This is a genomic window from Streptomyces sp. NPDC006733, assembly GCF_040636125.1.
Lineage (GTDB): Bacteria > Actinomycetota > Actinomycetes > Streptomycetales > Streptomycetaceae > Actinacidiphila.
Map to the genome: position 1 here is coordinate 141,245 of NZ_JBEYJD010000004.1, position 18,716 is coordinate 159,960.

The 18,716-nt window shown below is 72.8% G+C and carries 16 protein-coding genes; 7 read left to right on the plus strand and 9 right to left on the minus strand.

Annotation, left to right across the window (positions count from 1 at the left end; genetic code table 11):
- Positions 1–9: 9 nt before the first annotated feature.
- The gene (locus ABZ721_RS05810) at positions 10–714 is read right to left on the minus strand and encodes a 2-phosphosulfolactate phosphatase (protein ID WP_358787330.1); all 705 of its coding nucleotides are present in this window, start codon (positions 712–714) and stop codon (positions 10–12) included.
- Positions 715–887: 173 nt separating this feature from the next.
- Between ABZ721_RS05810 and ABZ721_RS05815 the strand changes: the two genes are divergently transcribed.
- Both ABZ721_RS05815 and ABZ721_RS05820 read left to right on the plus strand, forming a co-directional pair.
- The gene (locus ABZ721_RS05815; protein WP_358787331.1) at positions 888–1,679 is read left to right on the plus strand and encodes a class I SAM-dependent methyltransferase; all 792 of its coding nucleotides are present in this window, start codon (positions 888–890) and stop codon (positions 1,677–1,679) included.
- Positions 1,680–1,692: 13 nt separating this feature from the next.
- Positions 1,693–4,107, plus strand: a complete 2,415-nt coding sequence (locus ABZ721_RS05820; protein ID WP_358787332.1) for a tetratricopeptide repeat protein — start codon at positions 1,693–1,695, stop codon at positions 4,105–4,107.
- A 29-nt stretch (positions 4,108–4,136) separates the two neighbouring features.
- On the opposite strand, the gene ABZ721_RS05825 is transcribed toward ABZ721_RS05820, so the two are convergent.
- Positions 4,137–4,550: a hypothetical protein gene (locus tag ABZ721_RS05825; protein ID WP_358787333.1), complete on the minus strand. Its 414-nt coding sequence runs from the start codon at positions 4,548–4,550 to the stop codon at positions 4,137–4,139.
- Between the two features lie 155 nt (positions 4,551–4,705).
- On the opposite strand from ABZ721_RS05825, the gene ABZ721_RS05830 reads away from it, so the two are divergent.
- Complete coding sequence (locus tag ABZ721_RS05830; protein WP_358787334.1) at positions 4,706–5,368, plus strand: NAD(P)-binding domain-containing protein; 663 nt, start codon at positions 4,706–4,708, stop codon at positions 5,366–5,368.
- A gap of 117 nt (positions 5,369–5,485) precedes the next feature.
- On the opposite strand, the gene ABZ721_RS05835 is transcribed toward ABZ721_RS05830, so the two are convergent.
- The gene (locus tag ABZ721_RS05835; protein ID WP_358787335.1) at positions 5,486–7,936 is read right to left on the minus strand and encodes an NlpC/P60 family protein; all 2,451 of its coding nucleotides are present in this window, start codon (positions 7,934–7,936) and stop codon (positions 5,486–5,488) included.
- 257 nt (positions 7,937–8,193) lie between these two features.
- Between ABZ721_RS05835 and ABZ721_RS05840 the strand changes: the two genes are divergently transcribed.
- Positions 8,194–9,174, plus strand: a complete 981-nt coding sequence (locus ABZ721_RS05840) for a pyridoxal-phosphate dependent enzyme (protein WP_358787336.1) — start codon at positions 8,194–8,196, stop codon at positions 9,172–9,174.
- A 38-nt stretch (positions 9,175–9,212) separates the two neighbouring features.
- Here the strand turns inward: ABZ721_RS05840 and ABZ721_RS05845 are convergent, their stop codons facing one another.
- The 6 genes from ABZ721_RS05845 to ABZ721_RS05870 all read right to left on the minus strand — a co-directional run bounded on the left by ABZ721_RS05845 (position 9,213) and on the right by ABZ721_RS05870 (position 15,755).
- The gene (locus tag ABZ721_RS05845; protein WP_358787337.1) at positions 9,213–10,040 is read right to left on the minus strand and encodes an aldo/keto reductase; all 828 of its coding nucleotides are present in this window, start codon (positions 10,038–10,040) and stop codon (positions 9,213–9,215) included.
- 77 nt (positions 10,041–10,117) lie between these two features.
- Entirely contained in the window at positions 10,118–11,533 is a 1,416-nt protein-coding gene (locus ABZ721_RS05850) for an NAD-dependent succinate-semialdehyde dehydrogenase (protein ID WP_358787338.1), read from the minus strand.
- 113 nt (positions 11,534–11,646) lie between these two features.
- Positions 11,647–12,240: a TMEM175 family protein gene (locus tag ABZ721_RS05855; protein WP_358787339.1), complete on the minus strand. Its 594-nt coding sequence runs from the start codon at positions 12,238–12,240 to the stop codon at positions 11,647–11,649.
- A gap of 152 nt (positions 12,241–12,392) precedes the next feature.
- The gene (locus tag ABZ721_RS05860; RefSeq protein WP_358787340.1) at positions 12,393–14,015 is read right to left on the minus strand and encodes a cation acetate symporter; all 1,623 of its coding nucleotides are present in this window, start codon (positions 14,013–14,015) and stop codon (positions 12,393–12,395) included.
- Positions 14,005–14,280 carry a hypothetical protein gene (locus ABZ721_RS05865; RefSeq protein ID WP_358787341.1) on the minus strand — a complete coding sequence of 92 codons (276 nt, stop codon included), beginning with the start codon at positions 14,278–14,280 and terminating at the stop codon, positions 14,005–14,007. Before ABZ721_RS05865 ends, ABZ721_RS05860 begins: the two co-directional genes overlap by 11 nt.
- 146 nt (positions 14,281–14,426) lie before the next feature.
- On the minus strand, positions 14,427–15,755 hold the full coding sequence (locus ABZ721_RS05870) for a helix-turn-helix domain-containing protein (RefSeq protein WP_358787342.1): 1,329 nt from the start codon (positions 15,753–15,755) through the stop codon (positions 14,427–14,429).
- Positions 15,756–16,020: 265 nt separating this feature from the next.
- Between ABZ721_RS05870 and ABZ721_RS05875 the strand changes: the two genes are divergently transcribed.
- Genes ABZ721_RS05875 through ABZ721_RS05885 form a run of 3 tightly spaced genes read left to right on the plus strand, consistent with a single transcriptional unit; the run spans position 16,021 to position 18,709 of the window.
- Positions 16,021–16,881, plus strand: coding sequence for an ABC transporter ATP-binding protein (locus ABZ721_RS05875; RefSeq protein WP_358787343.1), 861 nt, complete (start codon positions 16,021–16,023; stop codon positions 16,879–16,881).
- The gene (locus ABZ721_RS05880) at positions 16,878–17,822 is read left to right on the plus strand and encodes an ABC transporter ATP-binding protein (RefSeq protein WP_358787344.1); all 945 of its coding nucleotides are present in this window, start codon (positions 16,878–16,880) and stop codon (positions 17,820–17,822) included. The genes ABZ721_RS05875 and ABZ721_RS05880 overlap by 4 nt, the downstream gene beginning before the upstream one ends.
- Positions 17,819–18,709: a branched-chain amino acid ABC transporter permease gene (locus ABZ721_RS05885; protein ID WP_358787345.1), complete on the plus strand. Its 891-nt coding sequence runs from the start codon at positions 17,819–17,821 to the stop codon at positions 18,707–18,709. The genes ABZ721_RS05880 and ABZ721_RS05885 overlap by 4 nt, the downstream gene beginning before the upstream one ends.
- Positions 18,710–18,716 lie beyond the last annotated feature (7 nt).

Genomic DNA, 18,716 nt, shown 5'->3' on the forward strand with positions numbered 1-18,716 from the left:
ACCCCTCGCCTACCGGACCGAGGCGTCGCCGGCCGGCGGCGGAACGGCGCACGGCCGCAGGACCATCCGTGCGTCCTCCACGGCCGCCACCATGGCGAACGGGAAGCGGTCGAGCTCCAGGCAGAGCGCGACGTCGTCCGGATGGGCTCCTTGGCGTACCCCGCCGGTCAGCTCGGCGGCGGCCCGTGACACGGCGGCACGGCGCAGGAACCCGGCGGCGTCCGTCGCGTCCCCGGTCGCCCTGCGGGCGATGTACTGCGCGCAGGCCAGGTCCTCGTCGGCCTGCCCCTCCTCGCCGGTGACCACGAAGGTGACCCGGTCGCTCCGGCGCGTCCGCAGCAGCTCCGCCGTCGCCTCGGCCACGACGAAGCTCGCGCAGAGCACCAGCGACGCGTCGCGGACCGCGAGGACGCCGACCGTCCCCGCCGTGGTCTTCTGCACGACGGTGCGCCCGCCGAGGTCGGCGGAGCGCAGCAGGCCCGGCGAGTTGACCAGGTCGAACCCCGGTGCGGGCGGTCCGTCCTTGAGCGCCACCCAGTCCGGGTGGCGGACGGTGAGGGCCAGGGCGTCGTCCAGCGACTCCGCCAGAACGATCTTCTCCGCCCCCCGGGCGAAGACCCAGGCGGCCACGGTGAAAGCCCGCATGACGTCGACCACGACCGCCACGGAGGGGGCCTCGGTCAGTTCGGAGATACCAACGAAACGGGAGTCCATTCGGCTCATGATCGCGTATGCCCGACCCGACCCGGCCGGCGCACCCGGCACCGGCTGTCACGATCCTGCGGCAACGCGCTTGCACAGCAGCCGAGATGGGCATCATGGCGTTCTGTGTCGTGCGCCGACGCGGGGTCGGGGCACCGAGGGCACGGACCGTCCGGGAGAAGTCCTTGAATCTTGTCGAGCACGAGTACGCCGACCTGGGCTCCCTGCGAGTGCGGCGCGCGATCCACGGGACGTACAGCGAACCCGCCGACGACGTGGAGGGCGGCGCGCTGGCGGCGGCCCGCCGGTCGGTCGGGGCGCGCGGGACCGTGGTGGACGTCGGCTGCGGTACCGGAGACCTGCTGCGGCGCTGGGCCGGGGAGGGGCACTTCGGGCAGCTGGTCGGGGTGGACCGGTCGCCGGCGGCGGTGGGCAGGACACGCGGTCACGGCGTCACCGCGATGCTGGGGGACGCGTGCGCCTTGCCGTTCCGCGACACCTCGGTCGACTGCCTGCTGGAACGGCACATGCTCTACCACGTGCCCGACGTGGAGCTGGCGCTGGCCGAGGCGCGGCGCGTGCTGCGTCCGGGCGGCGCCTTCGTCACGGTCATCAACATGATGGGAACGACGCCCCGCCTGGCCCGGCTGCTGCGGGACTCCGTCGAAGCCGCCGGCGACGGCGCACCCGTGCCGCCCCTGCCGCGCGTCGACTCCGAGAACCTGCGGCCGCTGCTGCGCGGCGTTTTCGGCGAGGTCGAGGAGAGCCAGTACCGGGGCGAGTTGGTGTTCCGCGACCCCGAACCGCTGGCAGCCCTCGCCGTCTCACTGCTGGTCTTCTACGGTGTGGAGCGCGGAACGGCCCGGCACCACCGGGTGGCGGCCGACCTGCGCCGGGCGGCAGCGCGGGCCTTCGCCGACGGCGCCGGCCCGTGGCGGGACACGAAGGGCTGGACGGTGTTCGTGGCGAGGCGATGAGCGGGAGGCGCCGGTGACCGCACGCGGGGCGGCACGGCAGGCACGTACGATCGGGCTCGTCGGCGCCTGGATGGGCGCGGCAGCGTGCTCGGCCGTGCTCAACGCGGTGCACTCGCCGCCGTCATGGGTGATCGGGGCGGGCGCGGCGGTGGGTGCGCTGGGCTCCGCGGTCAGCCTGCGGGCGACCACCGTGCTGCAGGGTGACGGCACCCCCGGCGGGCCGCTCCGTCCCGTCGCGGCGACCGCCATCCGGCAACTCCCCGCGGCGACCACGCACTTCACCGGCCGCGACGACCTGGTCCGGCACATCCGGACGCTGGCCCTGCGTCCGGGGCCGCGGCGCCCGTGGGGCCGCCGCGCCGGCCATGGCACCCGGCGTCGCGGCCCGGAGCGGCCGGAGCCGCTGAGGCTGGCGGTGCTCTGGGGCCGGGGCGGCGTGGGGAAGACCGCGCTGGCCGTGCAGCTCGGCCAGGACGTGGCCCGCGACTTTCCCGACGGGCAGCTGTACGTGGACCTGCGCGGCGCGCCGGGGACGACACCGCGGGCGCCGGGCGACGTTCTCGCCGGGTTGCTGCGGGATCTGGGCGTCGACCCCAGCGCGGTACCGGAGGAACTCGACGACCGCACGGCGCTGTTCCGTTCGCGCGCGGCGGGCCTGCGGCTGCTGATCGTGCTCGACAACGCGCGCGACGAGGCCCAGGTGGCGCCGCTGCTCCCCGGAGCGGCATCGGCGTCGCTGACCATCGTGACCAGCAGGCTCCGCCTGTCAGGACTGGGCGGCGGCACCTTCTTCGAACTGGGCGTGCTCGCCCACGACCGGGCCGTCGAACTGCTGGGCAAGCTCGCGGGACCCTCCCGGGTCGCCGCGGAGCCGGAGGCCGCCTCGCGCATCGTGCGCGCCTGCGGACTGCTCCCGCTGGCGGTACGCATCGCGGGCGCCCGGCTGGCGGCGCGCCCCGGCTGGTCCCTGGACGACTTCGCCCGCCGGCTGGCCAACCAGCACCGCCGACTCGGGGAGTTGCGGGCCGGGAGTCTCGACGTGCGGGCCAGCATCGCGGACGGCTACCACGCCCAGCCCGCCGTCAACCAGCGGGCGTTCCTGCTGCTGGCCCTGTGCAACGCGCCGACGTTCTCCGTCCTCCCCCTGCAGGCGGCCATGGACTGCCCGCGCGCCGAGGCCGAGCGGTGCATGGACGACCTCGGCGAGGCGCAGATGCTGGAGTGGCTGGGGCACGACGCCGCCGGGGAGTCCGTGTACCGCTACCACGACCTGGTACGGGACTACGCCGTCGAGTTGCTCGCGGCAGGGGGGCTCGGCGAGGACGAACGCCGCGCGGTCCTGGAGCGCATCATCGGCCGGTGCCTGTCCTTGGCGGAGCGGGCCGAGCGAAGGCTGACGCCGGGCAGCTACCGCCCCGCCGCCCGCTTCCCCCGCTGGTCCGCGCCGCCCGGCGACGGCGACCCGGGCACGGACCCGGATGCCTTGCGGCAACTGGCCGCGGAGTACGAGTTCGTCCTGTGCGTGGTGCGCGAAGCACGGGACGCCGGCCTTGCGGCGGCGGCAGCCGAACTCGCGAGCCTGCTCGTGGCCTACCAGGACACCCGCGCGCTGTGGAGCGACTGGGAACAGACCCAACTGCCGGTGCTGGAGGCGTGCCGGGCCGGCGGCGACGAACTCGGGGAGGCGATCACCCTCCGCGACCTGGCGGTGCTGCGCAGGCTTCAGGGCCGCTTCTCCGAGGCGGAGGAGTACGGGCTCGACGCCCTGGCGCTGTTCGCCCGCTCGGGCGAGCGGGCGGGCACCGCGGACTGCCTGTCCAACCTCGGCTGGCTGTGCCGGGTGCGGGGCGAGCACGTCCAGGCCCGCGGTTACCTGGCACGGGCCCTGACGGTCGCCGAGGAGTGCCGCCTGCAGCGCACCCGGGGCTGGGTCCTGCAGATGACGGCCGACCTGGACATCGACGCCGGCGACCCGGAGTCGGCCCTGGCCCTGCTGCGCCGGTCGCGGGAGGTCTTCGAGCAGATCGGCGAGCGCCGCGGGCTGGGGTGGACCCTGCGCATCACGGGCGACGCCTACCGGGAGCGCGGGCAGTACGACCGGGCCCTCGCGCAGTACCAGGCCGCCTTGGAGATGATGCCGACCTTCGACGACCGGCGGGGTATCGCCCGCATCCTGGGTGCCATCGGCGCGCTCCACCAGCGCGCGGGCCGGACCCAGGACGCCCTGGAGCACTACGAACACAGCCTCACCGCGTTCCGGCAACTCGGTGACCTGCAGTGGCAGGCCCACACCCTCCGCGCCCTGGCGGACGAGTACGCGTGCGCGGGCGAGACGGCGAAGGCCGAGGCCTACCGTCGGGAGGCGGTGACCTTGCTGGCCGGTCTGCCCGGCGGCACGGCCCGCGCCCGGCCCAGCCGCCGGCTGTGACCCGGGCGCAGCCACCCCCCGCGGCAGCCTCAGGGAGCCGTGGAGCCGGCCGGCGGACCGACCGCCGCACCCGCGAGGAGCCACTGCCAGCGGCGGCGTTCGGTGAGGACCGTGGTGGCGGCCAGCAGCGTCACCAGGCTCGCCGCCCAGCCGGGCCAGGCCAGCCATGACGAGACCACCGCGGCGGCGACCTGGAGCAGCACGAGAAGGACCGTGACCCAGCCCGGCACCGCGACGATCACGCTCGTCTTGTCGCCCGGAGTGGACAGACACGTGGGCAGCCCGATCAGCATCACCACCGCGAGGACGGCCAGCAGCCACGAGTGGCCGGCCAGCGCCCAGGGGGTCGCCACCCAGGCGACCAGTTCCACCGCGAAGCGCACCACCGACGCGGCACGGTCGTCCGGCCGGCCCGTCGTCGTTCCCGCAGCAGCGTCCGTCACCCGCGGATACTCTCACGCCCCTGCGGCGGACCGGATCCCGGTCCGGCACGACGCCGTCCGGGGGAACGTCCGGTGCGCCTGGAACACGACGGTGCCCGGGGTGGTTGTGGTCGGTACGGCATCTGATCATCCACGTTTCACACACCTGGAGAGTCATGAAGATCGGCATCATCGGCGCGGGGAACATCGGTGGCAACCTCACGCGTCGTCTGACGGCACTCGGGCACGACGTGTCCGTGGCCAATTCGCGGGGTCCCGAGACGCTGTCCGCGCTGGTCGAGGAGACCGGGGCCACCGCGGTGCCCGTCTCGCAGGCGGCGCGCGGCGCCGAGGTCGTCGTGGTCACCATCCCGCTGAAGAACGTGCCCGAGCTGCCCGACGGCCTCTTCGACGGGGCGGCCGAGGGCTTCACCGTCATCGACACCGGCAACTACTACCCGCAGCAGCGCGACGGGCGGATCGCCGCGATCGAGGACGAGGGCCTGACCGAGAGCCGCTGGACGGAGCGCCAGCTGGGCCACCCGGTGGTGAAGGTCTTCAACGGCACCTACGCGCAGGACATCCTGGACAAGCCGCGCCCGGCGGGCGCCGCCGACCGGGTCGCGCTGCCGATCGCCGGGGACGACGAAGGGGCGAAGAAGGCCGTCCGCTCCCTGCTCGACGAGCTCGGCTTCGACACCGTCGACGCGGGCGGCCTCGACGAGTCCTGGCGCCAGCAGCCCGGCACCCCGGTGTACGGGCTCGCGGCCGGCACCGACGAGATCGTCGCCGCGCTGGCGGCGGCCTCCCCCGAGCGCCCGGCGGAGTTCCGCGGCTGACGGCCGGAAACGGCCCACGGAGGCGGCGAGCGCACTGCCGCCTCCGTGGGCCGTCGCCCTGTCGACCCGTTCACACCTCGACCCGTCGACCGGGTGCCGGCCGTCGGTCGACGGCCGTCAGCAGGTGGGCAGCGAGTCGTCCCAGGCCGGTCCCTTGATGTAGATGTTGCTGATCCAGCCCTGCTGGTCCGCCAGCCTGCTCCATCCGTCGTTGGTGTAGCCGTCGGCGGTGACGCTCTCACTGTGCTTCTGGCACACCACGCTCACCTGCGTCGGTCCCGCCAGCGTGGCGACCACACCCGACCCGGACGTGGCGTCCTGGTGGACGCGCACGTTGGTGCCCCAGGTCGTGCGGGTGTTCGCGTGGGTCTCGCCGCCGGGACTGCCGGGAACGGCGTCGCAGGCGGGTACGTCGGCGAGCCAGGCGGCGCCCTTGACGTAGATGTTGGAGATCCACGCCTGGCGGTCCGCCAGGTGGCTCCAGGCGTCGTTGGTGATGCCCTCGGCCGTCACCGACTGGCCGTGCACCTGGCAGTCGATCGTCACCGCCGTCGGTCCGGGGAGCAGGTCCGCGCGCTCGCTCGTGACCGTCGGCGCCGTGTGCAGATACACGTTGGTTCCCCACGTCATGTGATCGCCGCCCACGGCACCGCCGTTGCCGCCACCGCAGGTGGGGACGTCGACCAGCCACGCGGCACCCTTGACGAAGATGTTCGACACCCAGCCGTTGTAGTTGGGCAGGAAGCTCCACGCGTCGTTGGTGATGCCGGACGCCGTCACCGACTCCGCGTGCTTCTGGCACGAGATGCCGATGTCCGTCGGGCCGGCCAGCGTGGTCACCAGACGGCCGGAGACCGACGGGATGGCCCGGATGTTGACATTGGTTCCCCACGTGGAGTGGGCGCCGCCTGCCGGCGCCGAGCCGTCGCAGGCGGGAATGCCGGGAAGCCATGCCGGTCCGCGCACGTAGATGTTGGAGATCCAGCTTCCGCCGATGTCCGGCAGGTGCGACCAGACGTCGTTGGTGTAGCCCTCGGCCGTCACCGACTGGGCGCGCTTCTGGCAGTCGATCCGGATCGCCGTCGGACCGCTGAGCGTGGTGTAGACCGGCCCCGACGTCGCCGGCGTGGTGTGGGTCCGCACGTTCGTGCCCCAGGTGGAGTTGGGACCGCCGACGCCTCCCCCGCCGCCGCTGCCGGAGCCCGAGGGCCGGACCGCGCCCATGTAGTCGTGGTGGTTGGACATGGGCGACACGCGGATCTTCTCGTCGGACTGCGGGGCCTCGGCGATCAGCCCGGTGCCCAGATAGATCGCGGTGTGGTGGATGTGCGCGGAGGTGCCGAAGTAGACGATGTCACCGGCCCGCAGCACGCTCTCGCCCATCGGCGGACCGAACCGCACCGACCACGGGGCCCGGTAGGCCGAGTCCGCGGTGCGGTCGCCGATGAGGTCGTAGCCGGCGGCCTTGTAGTAGGCGTAGCGGACGTAGCCGGAGCAGTCGAAGCCCTTGCGGTACGGGTCGTTGGCGCTGCGGACGGGGTCGGACTGGTCGACGGAGCCGAACGTCGCCTGCGGCGGGGAGACGCTGTGCCCGCCGCCCCAGGTGTACCAGGTGTCCGCGGCGATGACGGAGCAGGCTGCCGCGATGGCGGCCGCGCCCAGGGGGTCGGTGTCGGTGTGGGCCGCGCACGGGGTGCCGGGGTTGGGGTCGGAACCGCCCTGCGGCGGCCCGGCGAAATCGACCGCGGCGGCGACGGCCTTGGCCGCCATCCGGTTCGCCGTCACGCCGCGGTCGCCCGCGCCGTACTGGGTGTGCGCGGGAATGCTGTACGCGAACTGCTGCGCCAGGTCGTCCGTGCTGGGCGGCCCCGGACGGTTGCAGACGTGGTCGTCGGTGCGGCACACGTCGAAGTACCGGCCGTCGCCGATGAACCCGGCGAACGTGCCCGGGACCGTCAGCCGGCCCAGCAGGCCGCCGTCGGAGACGTTGGGCGAGCCTGTGGTGAAGTACGGATTGATGGTGAGCATCGCCCCGGCCTGCGCCATGCCGATCTGGCCGTTGTTGCGGCTGGGGTCGGCGACCGTGAGCACCGCGCCGATGGTGTCCGCGTGCGCCTGCACCACCGGCAGCTGCAACGCCGATTTCACGACGTGCGCGCCCATCGAGTAGCCGAGCAGGATCAGGTGGGGGTGGTTGACGCACCCGGCATAGAAGTTGACCTCGCTGGCCAGCCGGTCGCGGCCGATGTTCAGCCCGGTCCAGTAGTCGGGCAGCCCGCCGGGCCAGGGGCGGGAGATCAAGGACGCCGGATACTTGAGGTTGCGGATCGTGATGGACGGGTCCTGGACGCCCTTGCTGTGCAGCGCCTGCACGATCCCCGCGATGAACCAGCTGTTGACACCGCTGGAACCCCACTGCATCCCGTCGCCCTGGTGGGTGGTGTCCTCCTCGGTGCCGTACGCCGAGATCACCACCCAGCTGGGTCCGCAGACCGGGTCGCCCGGATCAGGATCGGGGTAGTCGGCGCGGGCGTCCGGAGCGGCGCCGAGCGTCGTGCCCGCCGCCATCGCCAGCAGGACACAAAGGAGCAGAAGCCACCGTGGCAGCCTCGACCTGGTAGTCACGTTCACTGTACGAGAGCCCTTCCTGCACGGTCGTGGCACCGACCGGAGGACCGCGGGAGCATCACCACGCAGCTCGCTGTCGATGCGTCGTCACCTTGCCGGTGAGGGGACAGCATGTGCCGGGCGGGGTGTCCGGGCAATCATTTCGAACACACGCTAATCCTGCGACGCTGCGTGCCGTGGCGCTACGCTGCTGTGCCGTGCGGCAGACACGGCTCGACACCGCTCGGATCAGGGCAGCCCGCCAGGTCGTCGACCCGGTCTTCCTCGACACGCCGCTGTACCGCTGCGAGGCGCTGGAGCCGGTTGTCGGGTGCGCGGTGAGCATCAAGCTCGAAACGGCGAACCCGGTCCGCAGCTTCAAGGGGCGCGGCACCGAGATCGTCGCGAGCCGGCTCGCCGACGGCGGCTCGCGGGCCGTGGTGTGCGCCAGCGCGGGCAACCTCGGCCAGGCCCTCGCCTGGTCCGGGCGCGGCCGGGGGCTCGACGTCACCGTGGTGGCCTCGCGCTTCGCGACGGTGGCCAAGCTCGACCGCATCCGCGCGCTGGGCGCCCGGCTGGAGCTGGTGGACGGTGACCACGAACTGGCGCGTGAGCGCGCCGCGGACATCGCACGGTACGAGGGCATCAGGCTGCTCGAGGACAGCTTGGACCTCGAGAGCTGCGAGGGTGCGGCGACCATCGGCCTGGAACTGGTGGCCGGTGGGCCCTCGTTCGACACCGTGCTGATCGCTCTCGGCGGCGGAGCACTGGCCACCGGCGTGGGTCATGTGGTGAAGGAGCTCGCACCCGCCATCGAGGTGGTCTGCGTCCAGCCGCTGGGCGCACCGGCGTTGACCCGCTCATGGCACCAGCGGCGGGTGGTCACCACCGACTCGACCGACACCATCGCCGACGGCGTCGCCGGCCGCCGTCCCATCCAGGCCGTCCTGGACGACCTCCTGGTGGTCGCCGACGACGCGGTCCTGGTGCGCGAGGCGTCGATCGTGACCGGTATGCGCCTGCTGCTGGAGCACGCCGGCCTCGTCGTCGAACCCTCGGCCGCGCTGGGCGTCGCCGCGATCCTGGAGGACCGGGACCGCTGGGCCGGCCGGCACGTCGTCACCATCGTGTGCGGCAGCAACGTCGACGCGGACGCCTATCGCCGCTGGGTCGGCGCGGCCCCCGTCCCCGCGTCGTGAGGGGGGCGGGGGCCGCGCCGCAGCGGCGGGCGGCGCGCTCAGCCGTTGAAGGTGTCCGGGTCGGGGCCGGTGCGCTCGTCACGGTCGAGTGCGGAGATCTCCCCGAGGTCGGCCGTGGTGAGCTCGAAGTCGAACAGGTCGAAGTTCTCCTCGATGCGCTTCTGGGTCACCGACTTGGGAAACACGATGTCTCCGCGCTGGAGGTGCCAGCGCAGCGTCACCTGGGCGGGCGTCTTGCCGACCCGCTGGGCGATGCGGTTGATGGTCGGGTCGTCGAGCACCTTGCCCTGGGCGATGGGCGACCAGGCCTCGGTGGCGATCTGGTGTTCGGCGCCGAAGGCCCGGACGTCGTCCTGGGAGAGGTAGGGGTGCACCTCGATCTGGTTGACCGCGGGCACCACGTCGCTGTCCTCCATCAGGCGGCGCAGGTGGCGGGGCTGGAAGTTGGAGACACCGATGGCCTTGGCCCGGCCGGAGCGGTAGATCTCCTCCATCCCCTTCCAGGTGTCCACGAAGTCGCCCTTGGCGGGCAGCGGCCAGTGGATGAGGAAGAGGTCCAGGTAGTCCAGGCCCAGTGCCTCCAGGCTGCGGTCGAAGGCCCGTAGGGCGTTGTCGTGCCCGTGGGCGTCGTTGTTGAGCTTGCTGGTCACGAAGACGTCGGCACGATCGAGACCGGAGTCGCGGACCGCCTGGCCGACCCCCTTCTCGTTGCCATACATCTGCGCCGTGTCGATGTGCCGGTAGCCGGTGTTCAGCGCCGCCAGCGTCGTCTCGCGGGTGTCCTCCGGCGGGATCTGGAAGGTGCCGAAGCCGAGCTGCGGGATCTGGACGGCGTTGTTGAGGGTGATGGAGGGTACCGAGGGCATGAAAGCTCCTGGTGTCGTGGTGCGGGGGAAGTGCGGAGGACAGTCGCGCGGGAGGTGGCCGGAGCGCGCCGGATCGCTCAGCCGGCGATTCCGCGCAGCTCGGCGTCGGGCGGCAGGATCCGCACCAGCTTGCGGTTGACGAACTCCTGCATGCCGAGCTTCGACAGCTCCCGCCCGTAGCCGGAGCGCTTGATGCCGCCGAACGGCAGGTCCGGCTGGGTCGAGGTCGGGTGGTTCACCCAGACCATGCCGGTCTCCACGCGCTCGGCAACCCGGCGGGCGCGCTCCACGTCGGCGCAGAAGACGGATCCGCCGAGTCCGTACCGGCTGTCGTTGGCGAGGGCAACGGCCTCGTCCTCGTCGGCGACCCGGTGGACGACCGCGGCCGGGCCGAAGAGCTCCTCGGCGTAGGCGCGCATGCCCGGCTTGACCCCGGTGAGGATCGTGGGCTCGACGAACGCGCCCGGCCGGTCGATCCGGTGGCCGCCGGTGACCAGTTCCGCGCCCTGCTCGACCGTCTCGCGGATCTGGTCGGCCAGCTCCGCGGCCGCCCGCTCCGAAGAGAGCGGGCCCACGGTGGTGGCCTCGTCGGCGGGGTCGCCCGGCCGCAGTGCCTCGAAGGCGCGGCGCATGCCGTCGAGGAAGTCGTCGTAGACGTCCGCCAGCACGATGAAGCGCTTCGCGGCGACGCAGCTCTGACCGGTGTTGGCCATCCGGCCCGCCACCGCGGCCCCGACGGTGCGCTCCAGCCCCTCTCCGTCGAGGACGATGAAGACGTCGCTGCCGCCGAGCTCCAGCAGGCTGGGCTTCACGTTCCGCCCGGCGCGCTCGGCGACCTGGGCGCCCGCCTTCTCGCTGCCGGTCAGGGAGGCTCCGCGCACGTGCGGGTGGTCGATGATGCGCGAGATCTCGTCGTGGCTCACGAACAGGTTCGTGTAGACGCCCTCGGGGGCCTCGGCGTCACGGAACAGCGACTCCAGCGCGAGCGCCGACTGCGGGCAGATCCCGGCGTGCTTGACCAGCACGGTGTTGCCCAGCACCAGGTTGGGGCCCGCGAAGCGGACCACCTGGTAGAGCGGGAAGTTCCACGGCATGACGCCCAGCAGGACGCCGAGGGGCTCGCTGACGAGGTACGCCTCCCCCTCCTCCACGTCGAGCGGCTCGGCGGCGGCGAAATCCGGCCCGTGCTGCGCGTAGTACTCCAGGATCGACGCGGCGAGATCCACCTCGCCCCGCGCCTCGGAGATCCGCTTGCCCATCTCCAGCGTGATGAGCTGGGCCAGCTGTTCCTTGCGTTCCCTCATCAGCGCGCCCGCGCGTCCCACCACGGCGGCACGCTCCGCGATCGGGCGCCGCCGCCAGGCGCGGAACGCGTGGTCGGCGGTTTCCACCGCCGTGTCGACCTGCGCGCCCTCGATGGCCGGGAACTCCGCGAGAGTCTCGCCGGTGCAGGGGTTCACGGTCGCGAACGAGCTCTTGCGCTGGTCTGACATGCGATCTCCAGAACGACGGGGGCGGGAGCAAGCGGAACGTGATGTTCCGACCTTTTCCGGCTTCCCGTCATCAGGATGCGCAAACTGTTCATATAACCAAAAAGGTGCGCGGGTCAGGCCGGCCCGCCGGTCCGTGGTCCGAGAAAGCGGGCGCCGTAGTGGGCGGGGATCAGTGCCAGCCAGAACCACATGGCGGCGGCCGTGTCGACGTAGGCCAGCGGAATGGACAGGACGAAGACCAGCACACTGGCGGCGAGCCGGATGGTGAAGCGACGGCGTTCCGCTGCGGCGGGCGCGGCGGCCGAGGGGTGTATCCGGTGCTGGGTGAGCAGCAGCAGGACGACGTGCACGGCGTGGATCGCGGCCATGGCCGCCGCGTACAGGGCGACCGCGTCGGGCTGCGAGGCGTACTCCGCGAGCAGCGACGTCGGGAAGGGCAGCAGGGCGACCAGGCCGAGGCCGGCGAGGGTCACCCGGGTCACCAGGGTGCTGCCGGTGGGCAGGCCGGTCAGGATGCGGCGGTGGTCGCGCCAGAATCCGGAGATGAGGGCAAAGCTCAGCGCGAACGCACCGACCTTGGGGAGCGCGTCGTGCAGCGCCTGGTGGAACGCGGCGTCGCCCAGGTTCTCGGGGATCGCCACGTCGATGACGAGCAGCGTCATCGCGATGGCGTAGATCCCGTCGGCCAGGGCGACCAGGCGTGCCACGCTCGTGTCCTCCCCGCGGGAGGGCGTCGGTGCAGCTGAGGAGTGCGTCATGGCGCCGACAGTACGGTGTGCCGATCCGGTCGAGGTTCAGCCCACGGGGGCGCGCCCGCCGTGCCGTGCGGGCGCCGGGCCGCCGGGCCGCCCCCGGTCCCTCACTCCCTGGCGACGGGCAGCCGCCGGCGCACCGCCCGCTCGCCGCTCCGCGTCGCTCTGCCCCGGGCGCTGCCCAGGAAGCCGAGCAGGAACGCGGTGGGCATCGACAGCAGGACGACGGTCTGCAGCGGGAACCAGTTGAGGTGCCAGTCGGGGAACAGCGCCACGGGCGATCCGGAGAAGGTCGGTCCGCAGATCTGCAGTCCGACGGCGGAGCCGAGGCCTCCGTACAGCGTCCACAGCAGCCCCGTGCGGGTGTAGCCCTTCCAGAACAGGGAGTACACCAGGGCCGGCAGGACGCAGGAGGCCGCGACGGCGAGGGCGAGGGCGGACAGGATCAGCACGTTCCAGCCCTGCGCCCAGACCGCCAGCGCGATGCTCAGCGCCCCGACCGCCGCGGACGCCCAGCGGGCGGCCGCCACCTCCCGGCCCTCGGTCGTGCGCCCCCGGCCGAAGACATGGGTGTACAGGTCGTGGGCGACCGCGCCGGCGGCCGCCAGGGTGATGCTCGCCACGACGGCCAGGGTGGTGAGGAAGGTCGCCGACGCGACCAGGACGACGAGCAGTGCCCCGATCGGATGGGTGGACGACCCGCCCGCCAGCTCGCCGGTGAGCATCAGCAGGGAGCTGTTGGCCCCCGGATCCGCCGCCAGGATCACCGGAGCGCCGATCAGCGCCGCCGCCCCGAAGCCCATGACGGCGGTCGCGAGGCAGAATCCGCCGACGATGGCGATGGTGTGGCGCACGGTGCGGCGGGCGGTGGCCGCGTCGGGGGCCGTGTTGAGCTGCATGGCGACATGGGGCATGCAGGCCACCCCCAGCACGATGGTGACCATCAGGCCGATGAAGTCCACGGTGCTGCCGGGAGCGCTGGAGTCGGCGAAGCGCAGTCCGGGCCGCAGATAGGCGGCGGGGCGGCCGCTGCCGGTGCGCCCGGCGTCGATCAGGGAGTCGGTGCTCCAGCCGAAGCGGTGGAAGAGCACCACGGTGATGACCAGGGCCGTGCAGAGCAGCAGGATCGTCTTGATCACCTGGAGGACGGCCGTGCCGCGCATCCCGCCGAACACGGTCGCGGACACGACCAGGACGCCGATCATGATGATGGCCACCTGCACGGCGCCCGGCCCGGACAGCCCCAGCAGCACGGTGGTGGTGACTCCCGCGCCGGAGAGCTGGACGACCAGATAGGGCACGCACGCGCTCAAGGTCACCACGGCGACCGCGATCCGTACCGCGGGCCCGGGAGCGCGCAGCGCGAAGGTGTCGCCCAGGGTGTAGTTGCCGGTGCGGCGCAGAGGGGCCGCCAGGAGCAGCAGCACGCCCAGGGACAGCACGGTGCACAGGGCGATGAACAGCCCGTCGTAGCCGTAGACGGCGACGCTTCCCGGCGTGCCGAGCACCGTGGCCGCGGACAGGTAGACGCCCGACAGGACGAGGGCCCCGCGCAGCGGCGGCATCGTGCGGCCCGCTGTGTAGAAGTCGCCGACCCGGTCGGTCTCGGGGCCGACGAGGACGCAGACGAAGAGCATGGCGACGATGAACGCCAGGAAGGCCATGAGGACCATGGAGCGGGTGTCCCGGTCCAGGACGCCGGGCGTGGCGAGCAGCACCTCAGTTCTCATCGCCGCGCCCCTTCCGGACGTCGCCCTGGGCGCCGGCACGCACGTCGTAGCGCGCCGCCGTCCACAGCAGCAGGGCGCCCTGCGCGAGCAGCGCCAGCACTCCCACCGTGGTCTGCCCCCAGACCCGGGTGGCCATCAGGTCGGCGCCAAAGCTCGCGAACAGCAGGTGGACACCGAACACGCCCCCGTTGACCAGGGCGAACACCAGGCCCGGACGGTGTGGTCGTGGTCGGTGGTGGAGCCGGGGCGCGTACTGCTCGGACATGGCGGTTCTCCTGGCGGGCGTGGGTGCGGGTGGGGCACTCGGTGTGCGGGGATCACCCGAACACGCGCCGCCGACCGGGTCCATGCGCGGTGCGCAGACCGTTGCCGCGTCCCAAACCCCCCGTGCGCCAGTGTGCTGATGCACATTCAGCCAGGCAGCCGGAGCACGGCCTCCGATTCGTAGCCGGCGGTGCCCAGCACGGCGGCCGGCCCCAGCAGGCGGTGGGCGTCCAGGGCGAGGGTGAGGTGCACCAGGTCGCGGGGGCGGGACAGCGCCAGTCCGGTGAGCTGCTCGAAACGGCGCAGCCGGTTGAGCACGGTGTTGCGGTGGCAGAACATGTGCCGGGCCGCCTGGACGGCGGAGCCGCCGTTCTCGATCCAGATCGTGAGGGTGTCGAAGAGCGTCTCGCGGTCGGCGGGCTCCAGGTCGTACAGGGGCCGCAGCACGCGGTGGGCGATCTCGGCGGACAGGTCGGGCCGCGAGATGATCAGCCCGTCGGGCAGTCGGGCGTCGAGCCGGGCGACCTCGCCGTCGCTCCGGCAGGTGCGCAGGGCGAGTTCGGCCAGGTCACGGGCGCGGGCCAGGTGCTGCAGCCCCTGGATGACGGGGCTGATCCCGATGCGGACCCCGGGCCCGGCGGACAGGCCGGCGACGAGCTCGTCCAGGCTGTGGGCGCCCAGGTGGGCGACGAAGACGTCCCGGGCGCCGTAGGCGTGGCGCAGGATCCGGATGCCGGCGACCTCCGGGAGTGTGGAGGGCGTGCGACCGTGCGGCGGGGTGGCGGTGGCCACCGCGACCGCGTAGCGCCCGTCGACGGGCAGATCGAGGATGGCCGCCGCGTCCCGGGTGAACTCCGGATCGTTGCGGCTCTCCAGGAGCGCGGCGAGGATCAGGCGGACGCGTTCGCCGTGCCGGCTGGCGACGCCCTTGGCTGCCTGCCGGTAGGCGTCGGCGACCAGGACGGCGTCGCGGTCGTTGTTCCTCCACACCAGCTCGGCGACGTGGACCAGCTGGTGGGCGTCGCCGAGCTGGTTCCGCTCCACCGCGTGGACGATCCCGTTCCACACGCTGGATCCGGCGACGCGGTAGGCGTGCAGCACCTCGTCGAGCGGACGGCCCTGCTCCGCGCGCCGGGTGCCGAGTTCCCTGGTGTACCGCTCGACGTCGACGATCGCGTCCGGGTCCAGCGTGGCCTCGAGTGCGTACCGTACGCCGATGCCCACGGTCCGCCGCATGTCCGGCGGGGCGAGGACGGGGTCGGTGTAGTACGGCACCTCGGCGCGGATCCGCGCCGCCACGGTGTCGGCGAGGGCCGTGCCCTGCCGCAACAGGTGCCGGCAGACGTGCTCGAGCAGCTCGACAGCCGGCGCGGCCAAGGTCACCCCCTGGATGGTGACGTCACCGGTCGGGCCGACGACGGGGCGGATGCCCGCAGGGGTGCGGGCGGTGCGGGGGATGGAACTGGTGTGCTGCATGGACCCTCCAGATGGACAGGGCGTGTGAGACACCGCGGACCACATGCTAAGCAGTTGCTTACCCGAGGGCGAGGGCTCAACCAAACCGTGATGAAGCCGCACCACGGGCGGACGGTTGTGTCCGGTCACAAGCCGGAAGGCCTCCGGATGGGAGCGGACAGCGGCTCTGCGGACGGCCATGGACCTGCTCCGGCCGCCCGTGCTCTCGTAACGGCCAGTTGGCGCCGACCCCGCTCGTGCGCCACTGGTCCACGAGGAGACCTTGATGAGCCTTCCACCGGGTCAGGCCGGATCCCTGTCAGTCAGTGATCTCCACGTCACGTACGGACGGTCCGTGCGCGCCCTGCACGGGGTGTCGTTGACCGTCCCGCACGGGCGCATCGTCGCTGTCCTGGGGTCCAACGGCGCGGGCAAGACCACGCTCCTGCGGGCCGTCTCCGGCACGCTCGCACTCCACCGGGGCACGGTGGACCGCGGCACGGTGCACTTCGGCGACACCCGCCTGACGGGCGACTCCGCGCAGTCCGTGGCCGCCGGTGTGGTGCAGGTGCCCGAGGGCCGCCGGGTCTTCGGCGCCCTGTCGGTGGAGGAGAACCTGCGGGCCGGCTTCCTCGGGGCCCGCCGCCGCGGCGCCGCCGAGCGGCGGGCGGCCCGCGAACGCGTCTTCGCCCTCTTCCCCGTGCTGGCAGAACGGCGGCGGCAGGCCGCGGGGCTGATGTCCGGCGGCGAGCAGCAGATGCTCGCGATGGGCCGCGCGCTGATGGCCGGCCCGCGGCTCCTGCTGCTCGACGAGCCCTCCCTGGGACTGGCACCGCTGATGGTCCAGCGCATCGCCGGGATCATCCGCGAGATCAATGCCCAGGGCACGTCGGTGCTGCTCGTGGAGCAGAACGCCGCCATGGCACTGGAGCTGTCCGACCGCGCCTCGGTGCTGGACGTGGGCCAGGTGCGGCTGGAGGGACCGTCGGCCGAGCTGGCCGGCACCGATGAGGTACGCCGGCTGTACCTGGGCGAGGTCAGCGACCCCGACACAGAGAAGGAGCAGGTCGTGCCCGCCGCCGGCTCCGCCCCCGCGCTGTCCGCGACCGGACCCAAGCTCACCGAGCTGGGCCGGTGGAACGGATGAGCCGCGACGCCGTCGGCACGGCGCGCGCGAGCGCCCCGGAGCCGGACCCGCAGGGCCTGCCCCAGCCGGTGCCCGTCCTGACGGTCGACGCGCTGACCGTCCGCTTCTCCGGCCTCGTCGCCCTGGACAACGTCTCGTTCACGGTGGCGCCCGGTGCGATCCACGCCCTGATCGGACCCAACGGCGCGGGCAAGTCGACCTGCTTCAACGTCGTGTCCGGGGTGTACCGCGCCACGGCCGGCTCGGTCCGGTACGCGGACCAGGACCTCACCCGCCTGTCACCGCACCGCATCGCCCGGCTGGGCGTGGCCCGCACCTTCCAGAACATCGTGCTCACCAACGGAAGCGTGGCCGAGAACCTCATGCTCGGCCGGCACAGCCTGACCCGGGCGGGCTTCGCGACCACCGCGCTGCGCCTGCCCGCGGCGGTGCGCGAGCAGCGCCGCCACCGGGAGCGCGCGGCCGAGATCGCGGACTTCCTCGGCCTGGGGCCCGTCTTCGACCAGCCGGTCGGCTCGCTGGCCTACGGCGACCGCAAGCGCGTGGAGATGGCGCGCGCGCTGTGCATGGAACCGCAACTGCTGCTGCTGGACGAGCCGGTGGCCGGCATGCACCCCACCGAGCGGGCGGCCATGGCCGAGACCATCGCCTCGGTCCGCGACGCCCTGGGCATCTCGATCCTCATCGTCGAGCACGACATGGGGCTGATCATGCGGATCGCCGACGCGGTGACCGTGCTGGACTTCGGCCGGCTCATCGCCGACGGCCCGCCCGAGAGCATCCAGCGCGACCCGGCCGTCATCAACGCCTACCTCGGCCGGACGGACGAGGACCCGCCGGACCCGGCCGGGACGGAGCCGGCCAGGACGGGCGAGGGCCCGCCGGCCGCGACCGCCGCCGCCCCGGACGGCGGCGCGCACGACGAAGGGACCCACCTGTGACCAAGCTGGCCGAAATCATGCTGAACGGGCTGGCGCTGGGCGCCATCTACGCCCTGATAGCCCTGGGCTTCGTCGTGATCTTCAAGGCGTCGGGCGTCATGAACTTCGCCCACGGCTCGCTGCTGCTGTTCGGCGGCTACGTCGTGGCGCGCCTGCACGACACGGTCGGCTTCCTCGCGGCCGTCGTCATCGGGGCCGCGCTGGCGGCGGCGCTGGCAGGGCTGGTGCAGGTGCTGGCCGCGCGGGGGCTGCGCGGGGCGGAGATCCACACCCTGACCATCCTGACGATCGGCGTGGACGTCCTGATCGGCACCGAACTCAACCGCCGGGTCGGCGCGGACTTCCTCAGCATGGGCGATCCCTGGGGCTCGGAGGTCGTACAGCTGGGCGGCGTCACCGTCGCCGAGGCCCGGATCGCCGCCATCGTGGTGGCCGTCGTCCTCATCAGCGTCTTCTTCGCGGTCTTCCGCTGGTCCCGCTGGGGCCTGTCGATGCGGGCGGCGGCGGCCGATCCGGAAGCCGCGTGCCTGATGGGCATCCGGCTGGACCGCGTACGGCTCATCGCCTGGGGTGTCGCCGGCGCCCTGGCGGCGGTCGCCGCGGTGTTCCTCGCCGCCTTCCCCGCCCCGGGCCTGGACCGCACGACCAGCCAGGTGGCACTGAGCGCCTTCCCCGCCGCGATCCTCGGCGGGATGGACTCGGCCGCCGGCGCCCTCGTCGGAAGCTTCATCGTCGGCCTCACCTCGGCGCTGGCCGCCGGCTACCAGAGCGAGCTGAGCGCCCTGGGCAGCGGCATCTCCGATGTGGCGCCCTACCTCGTGATGGTCCTCGTGCTCCTGGTCCGGCCGACCGGTCTCCTGGGATCCAAGGAGCTGACCCGTGTCTGAAACCCTG